This is a genomic window from Apilactobacillus quenuiae (assembly GCF_002994005.1).
GTDB classification, from domain to species: Bacteria; Bacillota; Bacilli; order Lactobacillales; family Lactobacillaceae; genus Apilactobacillus; species Apilactobacillus quenuiae.
The window spans coordinates 352,701-368,433 of sequence record NZ_POSN01000001.1; the positions used below are offsets into that span (position 1 = coordinate 352,701).

A 15,733-nucleotide genomic window follows, 5' to 3' on the forward strand; every position below is an offset into this window, starting at 1 on the left:
GTTAAATAACTTCCTTTCATCCCATCAAAAGCAACTACGAATAACTTTATTCAAAGTTGTAGTATCAACATCTAACAATTTTTTCTTAACAGTTAACTGATGCTTTCTAAGAATATAACTTTTAGTTAAAGTTATATCGCTTGATTCAGGATTACGATTACCATTCATAATACCATTTTCAATTGAAATAAAATTTAATTCTTTGAATACATTAATCATAAAAGTTAAATTGCTCTTATTAATTTTCAAATAATTACTTAATAAATCAATATCATCATATATTTTAATATTTTTGTGACCTTCAACAAACCTAAACAAATCAGCATATTGTGATCTGGTAGGCATTTCACCTAAAATATTATTATAAAGATAAAAAATTAAATTATTATTTTTACTAATAGCATTCAAAGCTAAAATAAAGTTTTCAAAAGAATCTGGACAATCAACAAATATTATATTATCAAAATTATCCTCTAAAGACAAATTATTATATAAGCATGCCTCAGAATTATTTCCTATAAAGGGCAATATTTTATTATATACTTTTTCATGAAAGAAAACATATAATGAATTGCTATATTGAAACATCGACTTTTTTAATTGATTGGTTCTCAAATCAGTTATTTCAACATTATCACTATAGATATCATCATTCATAACTTGAATTGTAGTTCTGCCCTTCCAAGTATTCTTCTCTAAATGACCTGCAACGTGAACACAATCAAATAATGAATCTAAGTGACTAGCTAATTTACCATTTTTAAAAGCTAAAACATTAATTTTTGAATTATTATCAACCATTTGAAATTTTAAGTGTTCATTACTTTTTCCCATGGTTTTAACATTGGTAATAATTTGTGGTTCAAATTCAAAAATTGGATATTCATTATCAGTACCAAAAGGTGATAATAATTGTAAATTATCAAATAATTTTTGAGTAACATCGTTAACTTGTATTTTTTTAGCAATTGGTAATTTAGTTTTTTGCAATTTTTCAATACCATTATTAACAGCATAATTTTCAAAGTGATTAATTAATGCACTTAAATTATCACTTTCAATACTCAATCCAATTGCCATACTATGACCACCAAATGAAGCCATATTATCACGAATACCATTTATAGCTTCAAATAGATCAAAGCCCTCAACGCTCCTACCTGAGCCTTTATATATACCAGTTTCAGGATTATGACTTATAACGATAGTTGGTTTATTATATTTTTCAACCAAACGACTAGCAACAATTCCTACGACACCTTCATGCCAATTATCGCCATATACAACAATTGTATGTTTATCTATATTTTTTGCTGCCATTTCAGATGCCTGTAAGAAAATATCATCGACTAATTTTCTTCTTTTCTTATTTTCATTTTCAGTATTGTGACTTAATTCATCAGCCAAATCATCATCAAAGGTAGTCAATAGTTCTACCCCAGTTGTAGCATCGCTAATTCTACCTAACGCATTTAAACGGGGCGCTAAGCCAAAGCTAATACTTTGTTCATTAATATTATCAGCTTTCAAACCCGCTAATTTCTCAAGATGCATTAATCCTGGACGCTGGGTATCTGATAATTCTTGTAGACCATATTTTACTAAGATGCGATTTTCATCAGTCAAAGATACTAAGTCAGCCACTGTCCCAATTGCGGCTAAATCAAAATATTCTTCAGGTATTTCTTCTAATAATGCGGTTGCTACTTTAAAAGCTATTCCCACTCCAGAGAAATCTCCGAAAGGATATTCATCCCCTGGATATCTAGCATGTACAATGGCATATGCCTCCGGAATAACATCAGGAATTTTATGATGATCTGTAATGATAACATCACAGTTCATCTTATTTGCCAAGCTAACAGAGTCATTACCAGATATCCCATTATCAACGGTCACAATCAGGCTTGTTCCATCACTAATAATTTCTTTATATTTTTGCGGATTAGGTCCATATCCATCTTTAAATCGATTAGGAATAAAATATGTTACGTTAGCACCTAAATTAACTAAAGTTTCATACATAACAGAAGTGCTAGTAATTCCGTCAGCATCATAATCACCATAAACCGTAATTTTTTCATTATCTTCAATTGCCCTTTTTATTCGATCACATGCTTTTTGCATATCATGCATCATGTAAGGATCACGTAAATTATTAATTTGTGGTGTTAAAAACGACTTAATATCATCAATATTCTTATAACCACGACTAAATAAAATTGAAATTATTAATGTACTAATTCCTAATTCTTTAGCAATGTCTTTTTGTTCATCATTCACTATATTTTTATTTAATTGCCAATCGAATTTTGCAGGTATCATTATATTTCATCCTTTAATTGTTTTTTTCAAAGGGTACATCTATTACATCAAAATCCTTAACCACTCTAGTATTGTTAAAAATACTCTGCGCTTGTTTTTGTAATTCTCTAGCCATTTTCCCAGTGTACCTTGCTGAAATATGAGTTAAAAGCAATTTACCCACATTTGCTTTTTTAGCTAATTTAGCTGCTTGCATATTAGTTGAATGATAATAATTATGCGCTAATCTGCTTTCACCTTTACCAAAAGTACTCTCATGTACTAATACATCAGCATTCTCAGCTAATTTATAACTATTAGGATTACTTCTAGTATCACCGATAACAGTTATAATTCTTCCTTTTTGAGATTCACCAATAAACTCGTTTCCATCGATAGTTCTACCATCATCCAGAGTGACCGTTTCACCATTTTTCAACTTACCATAAACAGGTCCTGAAGGTATTTTAGCTGCTTTTAATTTATCAACTAATAGTTCTCCTTGATGATCTTTTTCTACTACACGATAGCCAAAAGATTCAATTTGATGATCTAAACGATCAGCATAAACTTCAAATTGTTTGTTATTTAATAAAACTCCTGGTTCATTAAACTCTTCATAATTAATTTTGTAAGATAATTTAGTTTGAGAAACTCTTAAACTAATTTCAACAAAATCTTTAACTCCCTTAGGGCCATAAATAGTAACAGGTGTATTTCCTCCCTGAAATGAACGAGAACTTAATAAGCCTGGTAGCCCAAAAATATGATCACCGTGTAAATGAGTAATAAATATTTTATTAATTTTACGTGGCTTCAAATTAGAACGTAAAATTTGTTGTTGAGTACCTTCACCACAGTCAAATAACCAAACTGAGTTACACTCATCGAGTAGTTTTAAGGCTGTTGCTGAAACGTTTCTAAATTTACCTGGTACACCAGAACCAGTTCCTAAAAATTCTAATTGCATAAAAATCTATTCCTTTTTATTTATTCGTATCTAAAAAAATCACTAATATAAATTGTAGCATATAAAGATATATTTCAATACATAAAAAAAGATGGGATTAATTCCCATCTTTAAATGCTAATCTACATAAGAAAATGTGAAATCAAGAATCGAAACTAAATCACCATTTTCAGCTCCAGCTTTTCTTAAGGCATCGTCAACACCCATACCACGAAGTTGTCTTGCAAATCGCAACATGCTTTGATCATGAGTAGTATCTGTCATCTTGAACAACTTTTCAATTTTCTTACCAGATAAGATCCAATTACCATCCTCATCTTTACTAATCTCAAATGGCTTTTCATCAGCATTGAATTTGTACTCTGATTCATCTTCAACTGGTTCTTCTGTATCAGTAATAGGGAATTTAGGAGTTTTATCTAATAATTCAGCTGTTTCACTTATTAATGTACTCAAACCACTATGAGTTATAGAAGAAATTGGAATTATTTCATAAGCATTATCATTTTTATTAGATAAAGCATCTTTAAATTCTTTTAAGTTTTCTTCAGAGTCTGGCATATCCATCTTAGTTGCAACAATAATTTGTGGTCTTTTTAAAAGATTACTATCATATTTAGATAATTCTTCATTAATTTTTTGGTAATCTTCAATCGGATTTCGACCTTCTTGCCCACTCATATCAACTAAATGTAAAATGACTCTAGTTCTTTCAACATGACGCAAAAATTGAAAACCTAAACCAACACCAGAAGATGCACCTTCAATTAAACCTGGTAAGTCAGCTACAGCAAAATCTCTACCATCGTCTAATTTAACCATTCCTAAGTTAGGAACTAATGTCGTAAAATGATATTGTGCAACCTTAGGTTTAGAACTAGTTATTGTAGATAATAATGTAGATTTACCGACAGAAGGAAATCCTACCAATCCTACATCAGCTAGAACTTTTAATTCTAATCTAACACTAAGTTCTTCACCAGGTTCACCATTTTCAGCAATTTCAGGGGCAGAATTTTTAGCTGAAGCAAAATGAGTATTACCACGACCACCACGGCCGCCAGCAGCAACAACATAGCTATCACCTTTATCAACTAAATCATAAAGAAGCTTATTAGTATCATTATCATAAATAGAGGTCCCTTCAGGTACATATACGACTAAGTCATCAGCACTACGACCAGTCATCTTTTTATTTCCACCATCAGCACCACGATCCGCAACAAATTTACGTTTGTAATGAAAATCCATTAATGTACTCATACCAGTTTCAACAGCAAAAATAACACTTCCACCATGTCCACCATCACCACCAGCAGGTCCACCGTTTGGAACAAACTTTTCTCTTCTAAAGGCAACGATTCCATTACCACCATTACCAGCTTTTACATTTATTTTAACTTGATCAACAAACATATTTTATATCAACTCTACTTTTTCTTTTATTTATTGAGTATAACGACATTTATATTTAACGTAAAGAACTCAATATAATTCGCAATTATTTTTTTACTTTGGTTAAGGTGAATTTAATATTCTGAGCAACCTTATGCGATATCCCTAAAGCTTCAATCTTTGAAATTGGTGAATCAGAAATGTTATTTAAAGATCCAAATTCTCTTAGTAATTTATTTCTAGTCTTAGGTCCTACACCATCAATATTATCTAGTTCCGAACTTAACGAATGCTTAGTATGAACTTTTCTATGAAAGTTAATGGCAAATCTATGAACCTCATCTTGAACCCTCTGAACTAAATAAAATGCTTGGCTTTTAGGATTCAAATAAACATGTTCATCTAATTGACCAAATAATAAATCAGCAGTCTTGTGCTTATCATTTTTGACCATCCCAGCTACTGGAATTTGTAAATTCAATTCATTTTCTAAAACATCCTTAACCGCATTCAATTGGATAACTCCACCATCCATCAATATTAAATCTGGTAATGGCAAATGAGCCTTTAAAAGATAACTATATCGTCTCCTAATAACTTCGCGTGTACTAGCAGCTTCATCAGCATGATCTTCATTTCTAAGTTTATACTTACGATATTCATTCTTATTGGGCTTACCATCATCAAAAACAACCATTGCAGACACTAAATCAGCACCTTGAATATGAGAATGGTCAAATGATTCAATTCGATGACCATGGGGAATATTTAATAAATTACACAAATCTTCCATTGCACCGACAGTTTTAATATTATCTAATTCCATTAGTCTGAATTTTTCATCTAAAACTAATTTAGCATTTTTATAAGCCATATCTAGTAAGTCTTTCTTCTGACCACGTTTTGGTACTCTAACTGGTGAATCCAAAGCTTCTGAAATCATATCTTTATCTAATTTTTTAGGAACAAGGATTTCACTGGGTAAAGGTTGATTTTCCTGGGAATAAAAGCTAGCAATAAAATTATCCATTTCTTCTTCTGGAGAATCAATAATTGGAAATGTCCTTTTAATGCGCTTAAGCAATCTAGCTTGTCGAATAAAGAATATTTGGATAGAAATCCAACCATCATTAACATAGTAATTAAAGATGTCTCGTGGAGTTGTATCGTTAGAAATGATTTTCTGCTTTTCAACAGTAATTTCAATATATTTTAATTGGTCTCTTATTTCAGCAGCCCTTTCATATTCCATATTTTCAGATGCTTTTAACATTTTAGAAGTAAGCATTTTTTTAGCAATTCCAACATTTCCATTCAAGAATGATTTAATATGCCTAATTTGTTCATCGTATACAGACTTAGGAACTTTTTTAAAACAAGCGCCTAAACATTGCCCCATATGATAATACAAACATGGCCTATTTTGATAACCATTACATCTTCTCAAAGGATATACTTTTTGTAGAAAATGTAAAGTTTCATCAGCAGCGTATACATTAGGATAAGGACCAAAGTAATAACCACCATCATGCTTAATGTGATTAACAATTTTAATTTGTGGATCTCTTTCTTTAGTAATTTTAATGTAAGGGTAACCACTATTACCTTGTTTTAATTGAATGTTAAAATGAGGACGATATTTATGAATTAGCGTTATTTCTAACAAAAAAGCTTCTTTATTGGTAGAGGTTATAATTGTTTCAAAATCACGAATATTAGCAACTAGTTTAGCTGTTTTCCCTTCATGACTACTTTTAAAATAAGATTTAACTCGATTTTTTAAATTTTTTGCTTTTCCAACATAGATGATTTTACCAAGTCTGTCTTTCATTAAGTAACATCCCGGTAAATCTGGCAATAATCTTAATTTATGTTCTATATGTGGAGTGGCCAAATTTCTCACCTCAATTAATAAATCCAATTAATATGACAAACAATCAATAATTTGATACTATATACGTATAAAAGCAAGGAGATGTATACTTATGAGTTTAAATATACAACGTAATAACGATTTAAATGCTATGTTTGATAAGATAGCAAAAGTCGACTCAAATGACAAGAAACGCGAAAAATTCCTCAAAAAAGGAAATAAAGATTCTAAAAATAAGAAAAAAGACAAATAATCTAATTAGGCTTCACAATAATATTATTGTGAAGCCTTTTTTAATCTTTTAACATTGCATCTTTTCTCTTATTTAATCGTTTAATGTTAAAATCGGCTACTTCTTCGAAAGGAACATTATTCCATTCAGCTATTTGTGATAGATACCACAAAACATCGCCCATTTCTTTAACTAATTGTTCACGATTTAACTCTTCACCATGAAAAGTATATTTTTTAACAAGATCAACAACTTGTCCAGTTTCACTACCTAATCCTAATGCACAGTTAGTTAAAACTTGTTCATTTCCACGAAGAGTTTTGTTAGCAGCTTTTTGATATTCATTAAAATTCAATTATTCTACCCCCGTGTGTTTTTCAATCCATTGCCAAACTTCATCCTTACCATATTTAGTTTGAGCAGAAAACAACATAATCTCATCGTCTTCATTTAGTTCGATGGTTTTATTTAGTAAACTAGTTTCTTTATTCCATTTACTTTTAGGAGTTTTATCCATTTTAGTTGCTAAAATTAATGTAGGAATGTCATAATATTTTAAAAATTCATACATTTGCAAATCGTCATCGCTTGGTTTTCTTCTACCATCAATTAATAAAATAACACCATCTAACTGGCGGCGAGTGGTCAAATATGTTTCAATCATTTGTCCCCATTTTTCACGTTCTTTTTTAGAAATTCTAGCATAACCATAACCAGGAATATCAACAAAAAACATTTTATCATCTACGTTATAAAAGTTTAAAGTTTGAGTTTTACCTGGAGTATTTGAAGTTCTTGCATAACTATTTCGATTAATTAAAACGTTAGTTAATGAAGATTTTCCTACGTTTGAGCGACCAACTAAAGCAATTTCAGGATACCCGTTTGAAGGATATTGTTTAGGCTCTACTGCACTAATATCAATATTCACATTGTTTACGTCCATTGGTAGTACTTCCCCTTATCATTTAAAGTTCTTAATGTATTTTAACACATTTTATCACCAATTATTTAAAAGAAATTAAAACGCCTCACCTAAATAATTAGGCAGGCGTTTTAATTTTAACTATTTATCATTATAAATTAAATCGGGTTCTTTTTCACCGTCAACTGCTTCTTTAGTAACAACAACTTCTTTAACATTATCATCACTTGGTACATTATACATAACATCTCTCATTGTATCTTCAACAATAGATCTTAATCCACGGGCACCAGTATTTCTAGCGATAGCTAATTTAGCCATTGCTTTTAAAGCTTCAGGCTTAAAAGTCAAATCTACCCCATCTAAGTTCATCAACTTAGTATACTGTTTTACCAAGGCATTTTTAGGCTCACTTAAAATTCTAACTAAATCATCTTCATTTAATTTTTTCAAAGCAGTTAAGATAGGCAAACGACCAATAAATTCAGGAATTAAACCAAACTGTAGTAAGTCACTTGGAATAACATGCTGCATAACATTATCATCAGTAATTTCAGTTGCCTCTGCAGAATCAGTTCCAAAACCAATAGTTTTATCACCTAAACGATGCTTAATGATACCTTGGATACCATCAAATGCACCACCAACAATAAACAAAATATTTTTAGTATCAATTTGAATATTTTCTTGTTGTGGATGCTTTCTACCACCCTGTGGAGGAACACTAGCGACAGTACCTTCAAGAATCTTTAATAATGATTGTTGAACCCCTTCACCAGAAACATCTCTAGTAATAGAAACGTTTTCTGACTTTTTGGCAATTTTATCAATTTCATCAATATAGATAATACCTTTTTCAGCACGTTCTACATCAAAATCTGCATTTTGTAGTAACTTCAATAGAATATTTTCTACATCATCACCCACATAACCAGCTTCAGTTAATGTGGTAGCGTCAGCGATTGCAAAAGGAACGTTAAGAATTTTAGCTAAAGATTGTGCCAAATATGTCTTACCAGAGCCAGTAGGTCCAATTACAGAAATATTACTCTTCTGTAAATCAGTTCCATCATCACTATCTAAATTATTTACTCGTTTATAGTGATTATAAACTGCAACAGCCAATGTTTTTTTAGCATCATCTTGACCAATTACATATTCATCAAGCTTTTCAACAATTTGTTTAGGACTTAATGCCTTAATATTTTTATCATTATTTTCTTGTGAAAGTTCCTCATCAACAATTTCTTTACACAAATCAATACATTCATTACAAATATAAACTCCTGGACCAGCAACAATTTTCTTTACTTGATCTTGTGATTTACCACAAAAAGAACAAGTTACTGGACCGTCTTTTTTATCATCTTCGAACAAATAACTCACCTCTTTAAGCTATAAAGCTAACTTAATAAATAATATCACACTTATAATTATGAATAAAATAAAGAGTCCAACTAACAATTAAGTTAATTGAACTCTTTTTAATCAAAAATTATTTTTTCATTTTTGATTTTGGTTCTTTCTTAGCATTGTCTGTAATCATCTTAACAGCATTTTGGATAGAAATATCATGTTTCAACATGTCATCAGTCAAAGCACCACGAACAGCTTCTTCTTTCATGCCATATTGAGTAGCTAAGTCTTTAACTTGTTGATCAATTTCTTCCTTAGTAGGTTCAATCTTAGCATCTTTAACAATTGCTTCTAGAACTAGATTAGTTTTTACTCGTTCTTCAGCACCTGAAGCAAATTGTTTCTTCAAGTCTTCTGGCTTTGTCCCAGTTAATTGGAAGTACATTTGTGAATTAATACCTTGTTGTTGCATATTTGCAAGATATTGATCCATTTGACGTTGAACATCTTCATCAATCATTGCTTGAGGAATGTCTTTAACAGTAGCATTAGCAACTACTGACTTAATAGCCTCATCTTCTAATTGATTTTCACCATCAGTTTTCTTTTGATCCTTAAGTTGAGCTTTTACCTTGTCTTTTAATTCATCTAAGCTATCGACATCTTCATCAACATCCTTAGCAAATTCATCATCTAACTTAGGTAATTGTTTTTCTTTAACTTCATGTAATTTAGTCTTAAAAGTTGCTTCCTTACCAGCTAGTTCTTTAGCTTGATAGTTTTCAGGGAATGTAACTTTAACATCAACATCATCGCCAGCCTTATGACCAATTAATTGATCTTCAAAGCCTGGGATAAATGAATTTGAGCCTAATTCAAGTGAATAGTTAGTTGATTTACCACCATCAAATGCTTTTCCGTCAACATATCCATCAAAATCGATGACTACAGTGTCACCTTTTTCAGCTGCTTTACCTTCTTTAAGAACTAATTCAGCTTGATTTTGACGTTTCTTTTCGATTTCAGCATCAATATCTTTTTGGTATACACGAGTGTTTGGTTTTTCAACTTCAACACCTTCATATTTACCAAGTTCAACATCTGGTTTTACAGTTACATTAGCTTTTAGAACCCATGGTTGTCCCTTTTCTAATGAATCAATATTAACTTCTGGTTGAGCAACTGGTTCAATATCAGCTTCTTTTACAGCATTACTGTAAGCTTCAGGTAGTAAAATATTTAAAGCATCTTGGTATAATGCTTCTTCACCATACATTTCGTTAAAAATTTGGCGAGAAACTTTACCCTTACGGAAACCAGGAATGCTAATATTTTTCTTGTTTTTGTTAAAGGCTTTATCTAAACCTTCTTTAATTTTGTCAGTACTAATTTCAAATGTTAATTCTCCATCATTAGTACCCTTTTTTTCCCATTTTGCAGACATTATTTTCCCTCCGACATGAAAATATAATTTAATACAATTTTCTTCTAATTGCGCACATAAGTATTTTAACGTATGAACAATAAAAAGTAAATATTTAAAGGGAATTTGACCCCTTAACAATAAAAAAAAGATTCGAAAAGAAGACTTTTCGAATCTTAATAAAAGAATAAATTCTTTTTATTCGTCAATACCAGAAACAACACCAGCACCAACAGTGTGTCCACCTTCACGAATAGTGAACTTAGTACCGTTTTCAATAGCAACAGGCTTAGTTAACTTAACGTTAAACTTAGCATTATCACCAGGCATAACCATTTCTACACCATCTTCAAGTGTAATAACACCTGTAACATCAGTTGTATGGAAATAGAATTGAGGACGGTAGTTTGAGAAGAATGGAGTATGACGTCCACCTTCTTCTTTACTTAAAGCATAAACTTGTGCTTCAAATTCAGTATGAGTCTTGATTGAACCAGGAGCAGCAACAACTTGTCCACGAACAACTTGATCACGGTTTACACCACGAAGTAACATACCAACGTTATCTCCAGCTTCACCTTCATCAAGAGTCTTACGGAACATTTCAAGACCAGTAACAGTAGTCTTAACAATGTCTTCTACAAGACCGATAACTTCAACGTCGTCTCCAACTTTAACAACACCACGATCGATACGACCAGAAGCAACAGTACCACGACCAGTGATAGTAAATACATCTTCAACTGGTAATAGTAAAGGTTTTGAATCATCACGTTGTGGAGTTGGAATATATTCATCAACGATGTCCATTAAGTGTAAGATAACATCTTTTTGTTCTTGATCGTCTTGTAATGCTTTAAGAGCTGAACCACGAACAACAGGAATATCATCACCTGGGTAATCGTATTCTGAAAGTAATTCACGTACTTCCATTTCAACTAAGTCAACTAATTCGTCATCATCAACTAAATCAGTCTTGTTCAAGAATACAACGATATTTTCAACACCAACTTGGCGAGCAAGTAGAATATGTTCACGAGTTTGTGGCATAGGACCATCAGTTGCAGCAACAACTAAAATAGCACCGTCCATTTGAGCAGCACCAGTAATCATATTCTTAACATAGTCAGCATGTCCTGGAGCATCAATATGAGCGTAATGACGTTTTTCAGTTGAGTATTCAACATGGGCAGTATTAATAGTAATACCACGTTCTTGTTCTTCTGGAGCAGCATCAATTTGTGCATAATCTTCAGCGCTAGCTAAACCTTTTTCTGATAGCACTTTAGTGATAGCTGCAGTTAAAGTAGTTTTACCATGATCAATATGGCCAATAGTACCAATATTTACATGGGGTTTTGTTCTTTCATAATGTTCTTTTGCCATTTATGAAAACCTCCTATAAATTCGAAAGATTTACATTGAATTAATACAATGTATCTTTATGAGTTATTATACTACATCTTCTCAAAAAGACAAAATAACATATCAATCTCAAGAAGAATTCTTTTAATATTATAGCTACTGTATTTTTATTTGTAAACACTTAAATAGCATTTTTACTGTAAGTTTAACAATAATCTAATTAATTTCATCAAATTTATTAATTATAAGAGATATTAACTTATAATAATTGTTTTTTTTAGTAAATTTATTATTTTTATTAGATAAAAATAAATCAATAGATAAATTATACCAATCATCTACATTTTTAATGATTTGTTCATTTAAAGGATATAAAGTAATGCTCTGATATTCAAAATAAGATTTAACTTTTAAATATAAAATTGGATTTTTATTAGAATAATCATCATCAAGTTTAGACATAATTTTATTGTATGAATCTAATTTAGATAACGGTTTTAATTCCTTCATATTAACTGAATATACATCATCGTCTATCCATCTAATACTAATAGTATCTTGATAATTAATTTTTCTTAAAGTATCTATCAACTCAGACTTAATATTTTCTTGAACAAAGGGATCCAATAATAAATACTTTGTATAATTAACAAATTTATTTATTGGTAATTTTTCACCTTTTAATAAAGTTTCTTTTTGTTCATATAAGTTTTTATTAAAACTCATATGATAAAAGTCATTAGATACATTTTTTAAATATGCGGGTTCATTTTCTAAAACTATTTTTTCTTCTTTATTAATAACATTTATAGAAATGTCATACCACTCTTTGGATAAATAGTGAATTTGTTCGACTATTTCTCTAGATTTTATAAACTCTTTATTCTTTACTAAAACTAATATTAATAATTTAAAGTCAGAAAATGAGCGCAAGAAATCATTAACATTATCGTAAGCAACTTTTTTAGCATCAATCAGTTGCTTATTAAAAAAATAACATTTTGTTAATAATGTTGTTACTGGAAACCCTTCTTTACCATCATAAAGGGGTATTAACTTATTAATTGCTTCTTGAAAATTATTTTGTTCAATATCTAATTTAGATTCATCGATAAGTTCTTTATTAGATGAATTATTTTCGTTCATTTAAAACACCTATTTTTTAATTTCACTATAACGCTTTTTGAAGCTGTGCTTATTTCTTCTATGATGTTGGTTAACTTCCATAATAACAGGTAGTATAACCGGTCTACGTTTTGTCTTATCAAACAAGAAGTGACTAATTTGTTCTCTAACAGCCTGTTTCAAATGGCTCCAATCAAATTCTTTATTATCTAAATTTAATTGAATTGTTTTAGAAACAATTTGAGAAGCTTCATTCATCAATTCCTTATTAGATTTAACATAAATAAATCCTCTGGAAGTAATTTTAGGCCTAGATATAATTAATTTTTTCTTACGATCAATTGTAACAACAATAATAAAAATTCCATCTTCAGAAAGAACTTTTCTATCTCTTAGAACAATATTTCCAATATCTCCTATACCAATACCATCAATCATAGTATTACCAGCTTCAACTGAACTACCACGATGAATTTTTACACCATCATACTCAGCAACGTCTCCCTTATTCATTAAAAGGATATGTTGGTCATCGATGCCTAGTTCGTTAGCTGTTTGTCTATGTGCTTCCATCATCATATATTCTCCATTAACTGGAATAACATACTCCGGATTTAATAAATCAATAAGCATTTGTAAATCTTCGTCACTAGCATGATTAGAAATATTCAAATCATCAGAAATTGTTTTAACTTCACCATCAGCTCGATAAACCATATCTCTAGTTTTAGCCATAGTATTATCTAAAGCAGGTGATGGTGTAGTAGTGATTAAAACAATGTCACCAGAAATTAAATTAACACTTTTTTCTTTTTGAGATGCCATTCTTTGAATTACTTTAATTGGCTCTCCAACCGGATTGGTTTCCAAAATAACAATTTCATTTTTAGATAACTCATTCATTTCTTTAACAGATTGAATAATCATATCTTCATCAGGTAATACAAGATATCCCATATCCAGTGCAGCAATCACAGTTTTAGATAAATCATGTCCAATATATATTTTTCGATCAGTTTTATAAGCAGCATCAAATACTTGTTGTAATCTTAAAATGTTAGCAGAATTAGCGGCTACAATGATTCTTTCATCATTGTCTTTAAATACATCAAAAATATATTTTTCAACTTTTAATTCACTGTCCATTGGATAAGGATTATCAGCATTTTCTGAGTCACTTAATAAAGCAATAACCTTTTTATCGCCTACTCTTGCAATGTCACCATATGAAGTTCTATATTCACCCTTAAGAGCAGGATCAAATTTAAAATCTCCAGTATATACAATTTGTCCCTCATCAACTGAAAGTACAATCCCCATAGAATCTGGAATTGAATAGCTAGTCTTAAAGAATGTAACAGTGACATCATCAAATATAATTTCACTTTTCGAATTAATAACATTAAAATCATCAAAATTCTTTGAGTTTGGATTATCCTTGATGGCATTTTTAGCCAATTCAATTGTTAATTTTGAGCCAAAGATAGGTACATTAAATTCACTTAAAAAATATGGTAAAGCACCAATAGAATCAGCTTGTCCATTAGATAAAAATATTCCTACTATCTTATCCTTATTATCTTCTAAGTATGAAAAATCAGGAATAACTACATCAATTCCTAACATTCCATTGTCAGGATACTTTAAGCCACAGTCTAAAATATAAATTCCATCATTAATTTCTACGGCATATAAATTTTTACCATCTTCCCTAACGCCACCTAAGGGAATAATTTTTATACTACTTTTCATAATTCACCTCATGATATAAACAAATTTCAACTTTTATTTTTGGAAATTAAAATATCCAAATACGAACAAAATATAACTTATTATAGTGTATCATATTTTATATTTTTTAATAACTGTTTTAATTTTATAAAATAATATGTATAAAAAAAGATGGAACTAAAAAATAGTTCCATCTTTCTTTTTTATTAACGACGTAAGCCTAAGCTCTTAATTAAATCACGGTAACGAATAACATCTTTATTACGTAAGTAACGTAATAAATTACGACGATGCCCAATTTTCTTCATCAAACCACGTTGTGAATGAAAATCTTTTTTGTTAGCCTTCATATGCTTATTAATTTCAGTAATATCTGCAGTTAATACAGCAATTTGTACTTCAGCAGAACCAGTATCACCATCATGACGAGCATATTTTTTGATAATATCATTTTTATTAGCTTGTGTAAGTGCCATATACATTTCCCACCTTTCAAATCATATAAAATATACCTTAAACTGAGTAATACGTAAAGTGAGATAACGTTAAGACTAAGTTTAGGTAATCATTTACATATGTAATATTACTATGTTATAAATAAATTATCAAGGAAAATATTAAATTTAAAGAAATGCAATTATGATAATACTATTGCATTTGTATACTGTATTTTGTATAATAAAAGTCGTTGAAATTTGAGGATTTTTGTTAAAATTCGATATTTTATGGAGGTGAATTTCATGCCTGTTATCAAATCTGCTATTGAACGTGTTAAAACAAACGAAAAAGCAAATAAACGTAACGCATCTCAATTAAGTAAAATGAGAACTGCTGTTAAGAAGTTTGAAAAAGCTGAAGATAAGGGTGCTGACAATCTTGAAGAATTATTCAACAATGCTGTTAGTGCTTTAGATCATGCAAGCTCAAAAGGTTTAATCAAGCCAAATAAGGCTGCACGTAACAAGTCTCGTTTAGCTGGAATGATGAAATAATAAAGAAAATATAATTTTATATTTTCAAAAAGGGTCAACTAT

14 protein-coding genes are annotated in these 15,733 nt (G+C 30.2%); 2 read left to right on the forward strand and 12 right to left on the reverse strand.

Annotation, left to right across the window (positions count from 1 at the left end; genetic code table 11):
- Positions 1 to 24: 24 nt before the first annotated feature.
- The 4 genes from recJ to uvrC all read right to left on the reverse strand — a co-directional run bounded on the left by recJ (position 25) and on the right by uvrC (position 6,563).
- The gene (gene recJ, locus C7N44_RS01890) at positions 25 to 2,325 is read right to left on the reverse strand and encodes a single-stranded-DNA-specific exonuclease RecJ (protein ID WP_105956227.1); all 2,301 of its coding nucleotides are present in this window, start codon (positions 2,323 to 2,325) and stop codon (positions 25 to 27) included.
- A 13-nt stretch (positions 2,326 to 2,338) separates the two neighbouring features.
- Entirely contained in the window at positions 2,339 to 3,274 is a 936-nt protein-coding gene (gene rnz, locus C7N44_RS01895; protein WP_105956228.1) for a ribonuclease Z, read from the reverse strand.
- A gap of 117 nt (positions 3,275 to 3,391) precedes the next feature.
- Positions 3,392 to 4,690, reverse strand: a complete 1,299-nt coding sequence (gene obgE, locus C7N44_RS01900) for a GTPase ObgE (protein WP_105956229.1) — start codon at positions 4,688 to 4,690, stop codon at positions 3,392 to 3,394.
- Between the two features lie 85 nt (positions 4,691 to 4,775).
- Positions 4,776 to 6,563 (reverse strand): excinuclease ABC subunit UvrC, encoded by a 1,788-nt coding sequence (gene uvrC / locus C7N44_RS01905; RefSeq protein ID WP_105956230.1) that lies wholly within the window; start codon positions 6,561 to 6,563, stop codon positions 4,776 to 4,778.
- Positions 6,564 to 6,654: 91 nt separating this feature from the next.
- Here uvrC and C7N44_RS08055 point away from each other — a divergent pair, with 91 nt between their 5' ends.
- Entirely contained in the window at positions 6,655 to 6,795 is a 141-nt protein-coding gene (locus tag C7N44_RS08055; protein WP_167387276.1) for an SPJ_0845 family protein, read from the forward strand.
- Between the two features lie 40 nt (positions 6,796 to 6,835).
- Here the strand turns inward: C7N44_RS08055 and C7N44_RS01910 are convergent, their stop codons facing one another.
- From C7N44_RS01910 to rpsO, 8 genes are all read right to left on the reverse strand, one after another.
- Entirely contained in the window at positions 6,836 to 7,129 is a 294-nt protein-coding gene (locus C7N44_RS01910; RefSeq protein ID WP_105956231.1) for a nucleoside triphosphate pyrophosphohydrolase family protein, read from the reverse strand.
- The gene (yihA, locus tag C7N44_RS01915) at positions 7,130 to 7,720 is read right to left on the reverse strand and encodes a ribosome biogenesis GTP-binding protein YihA/YsxC (protein WP_105956232.1); all 591 of its coding nucleotides are present in this window, start codon (positions 7,718 to 7,720) and stop codon (positions 7,130 to 7,132) included.
- 120 nt (positions 7,721 to 7,840) lie between these two features.
- Positions 7,841 to 9,076 carry an ATP-dependent Clp protease ATP-binding subunit ClpX gene (gene clpX, locus C7N44_RS01920; protein WP_105956233.1) on the reverse strand — a complete coding sequence of 412 codons (1,236 nt, stop codon included), beginning with the start codon at positions 9,074 to 9,076 and terminating at the stop codon, positions 7,841 to 7,843.
- A gap of 118 nt (positions 9,077 to 9,194) precedes the next feature.
- Positions 9,195 to 10,499, reverse strand: coding sequence for a trigger factor (gene tig / locus C7N44_RS01925; RefSeq protein WP_105956234.1), 1,305 nt, complete (start codon positions 10,497 to 10,499; stop codon positions 9,195 to 9,197).
- A gap of 177 nt (positions 10,500 to 10,676) precedes the next feature.
- Entirely contained in the window at positions 10,677 to 11,864 is a 1,188-nt protein-coding gene (tuf, locus tag C7N44_RS01930; protein WP_105956235.1) for an elongation factor Tu, read from the reverse strand.
- Between the two features lie 195 nt (positions 11,865 to 12,059).
- The gene (locus C7N44_RS01935) at positions 12,060 to 12,989 is read right to left on the reverse strand and encodes a hypothetical protein (RefSeq protein ID WP_105956236.1); all 930 of its coding nucleotides are present in this window, start codon (positions 12,987 to 12,989) and stop codon (positions 12,060 to 12,062) included.
- Positions 12,990 to 12,998: 9 nt separating this feature from the next.
- Positions 12,999 to 14,720 (reverse strand): ribonuclease J, encoded by a 1,722-nt coding sequence (locus C7N44_RS01940; protein ID WP_105956237.1) that lies wholly within the window; start codon positions 14,718 to 14,720, stop codon positions 12,999 to 13,001.
- Positions 14,721 to 14,905: 185 nt separating this feature from the next.
- Complete coding sequence (gene rpsO / locus C7N44_RS01945) at positions 14,906 to 15,175, reverse strand: 30S ribosomal protein S15 (protein ID WP_105956238.1); 270 nt, start codon at positions 15,173 to 15,175, stop codon at positions 14,906 to 14,908.
- Between the two features lie 264 nt (positions 15,176 to 15,439).
- Between rpsO and rpsT the strand changes: the two genes are divergently transcribed.
- Positions 15,440 to 15,691, forward strand: coding sequence for a 30S ribosomal protein S20 (rpsT, locus tag C7N44_RS01950; RefSeq protein ID WP_105956239.1), 252 nt, complete (start codon positions 15,440 to 15,442; stop codon positions 15,689 to 15,691).
- Positions 15,692 to 15,733 lie beyond the last annotated feature (42 nt).

Excerpts from the sequence above, each read along its gene's own strand:
- rpsO (WP_105956238.1), bottom strand. The coding sequence starts at position 15,175 with ATGGCACTTACACAAGCTAATAAAAATGATATTATCAAAAAATATGCT.
- recJ (WP_105956227.1), bottom strand. The coding sequence starts at position 2,325 with ATGATACCTGCAAAATTCGATTGGCAATTAAATAAAAATATAGTGAAT.
- C7N44_RS01935 (WP_105956236.1), bottom strand. The coding sequence starts at position 12,989 with ATGAACGAAAATAATTCATCTAATAAAGAACTTATCGATGAATCTAAA.
- tuf (WP_105956235.1), bottom strand. The coding sequence starts at position 11,864 with ATGGCAAAAGAACATTATGAAAGAACAAAACCCCATGTAAATATTGGT.
- C7N44_RS08055 (WP_167387276.1), top strand. The coding sequence starts at position 6,655 with ATGAGTTTAAATATACAACGTAATAACGATTTAAATGCTATGTTTGAT.
- obgE (WP_105956229.1), bottom strand. The coding sequence starts at position 4,690 with ATGTTTGTTGATCAAGTTAAAATAAATGTAAAAGCTGGTAATGGTGGT.
- C7N44_RS01940 (WP_105956237.1), bottom strand. The coding sequence starts at position 14,720 with ATGAAAAGTAGTATAAAAATTATTCCCTTAGGTGGCGTTAGGGAAGAT.
- rnz (WP_105956228.1), bottom strand. The coding sequence starts at position 3,274 with ATGCAATTAGAATTTTTAGGAACTGGTTCTGGTGTACCAGGTAAATTT.
- yihA (WP_105956232.1), bottom strand. The coding sequence starts at position 7,720 with ATGGACGTAAACAATGTGAATATTGATATTAGTGCAGTAGAGCCTAAA.
- tig (WP_105956234.1), bottom strand. The coding sequence starts at position 10,499 with ATGTCTGCAAAATGGGAAAAAAAGGGTACTAATGATGGAGAATTAACA.
- rpsT (WP_105956239.1), top strand. The coding sequence starts at position 15,440 with ATGCCTGTTATCAAATCTGCTATTGAACGTGTTAAAACAAACGAAAAA.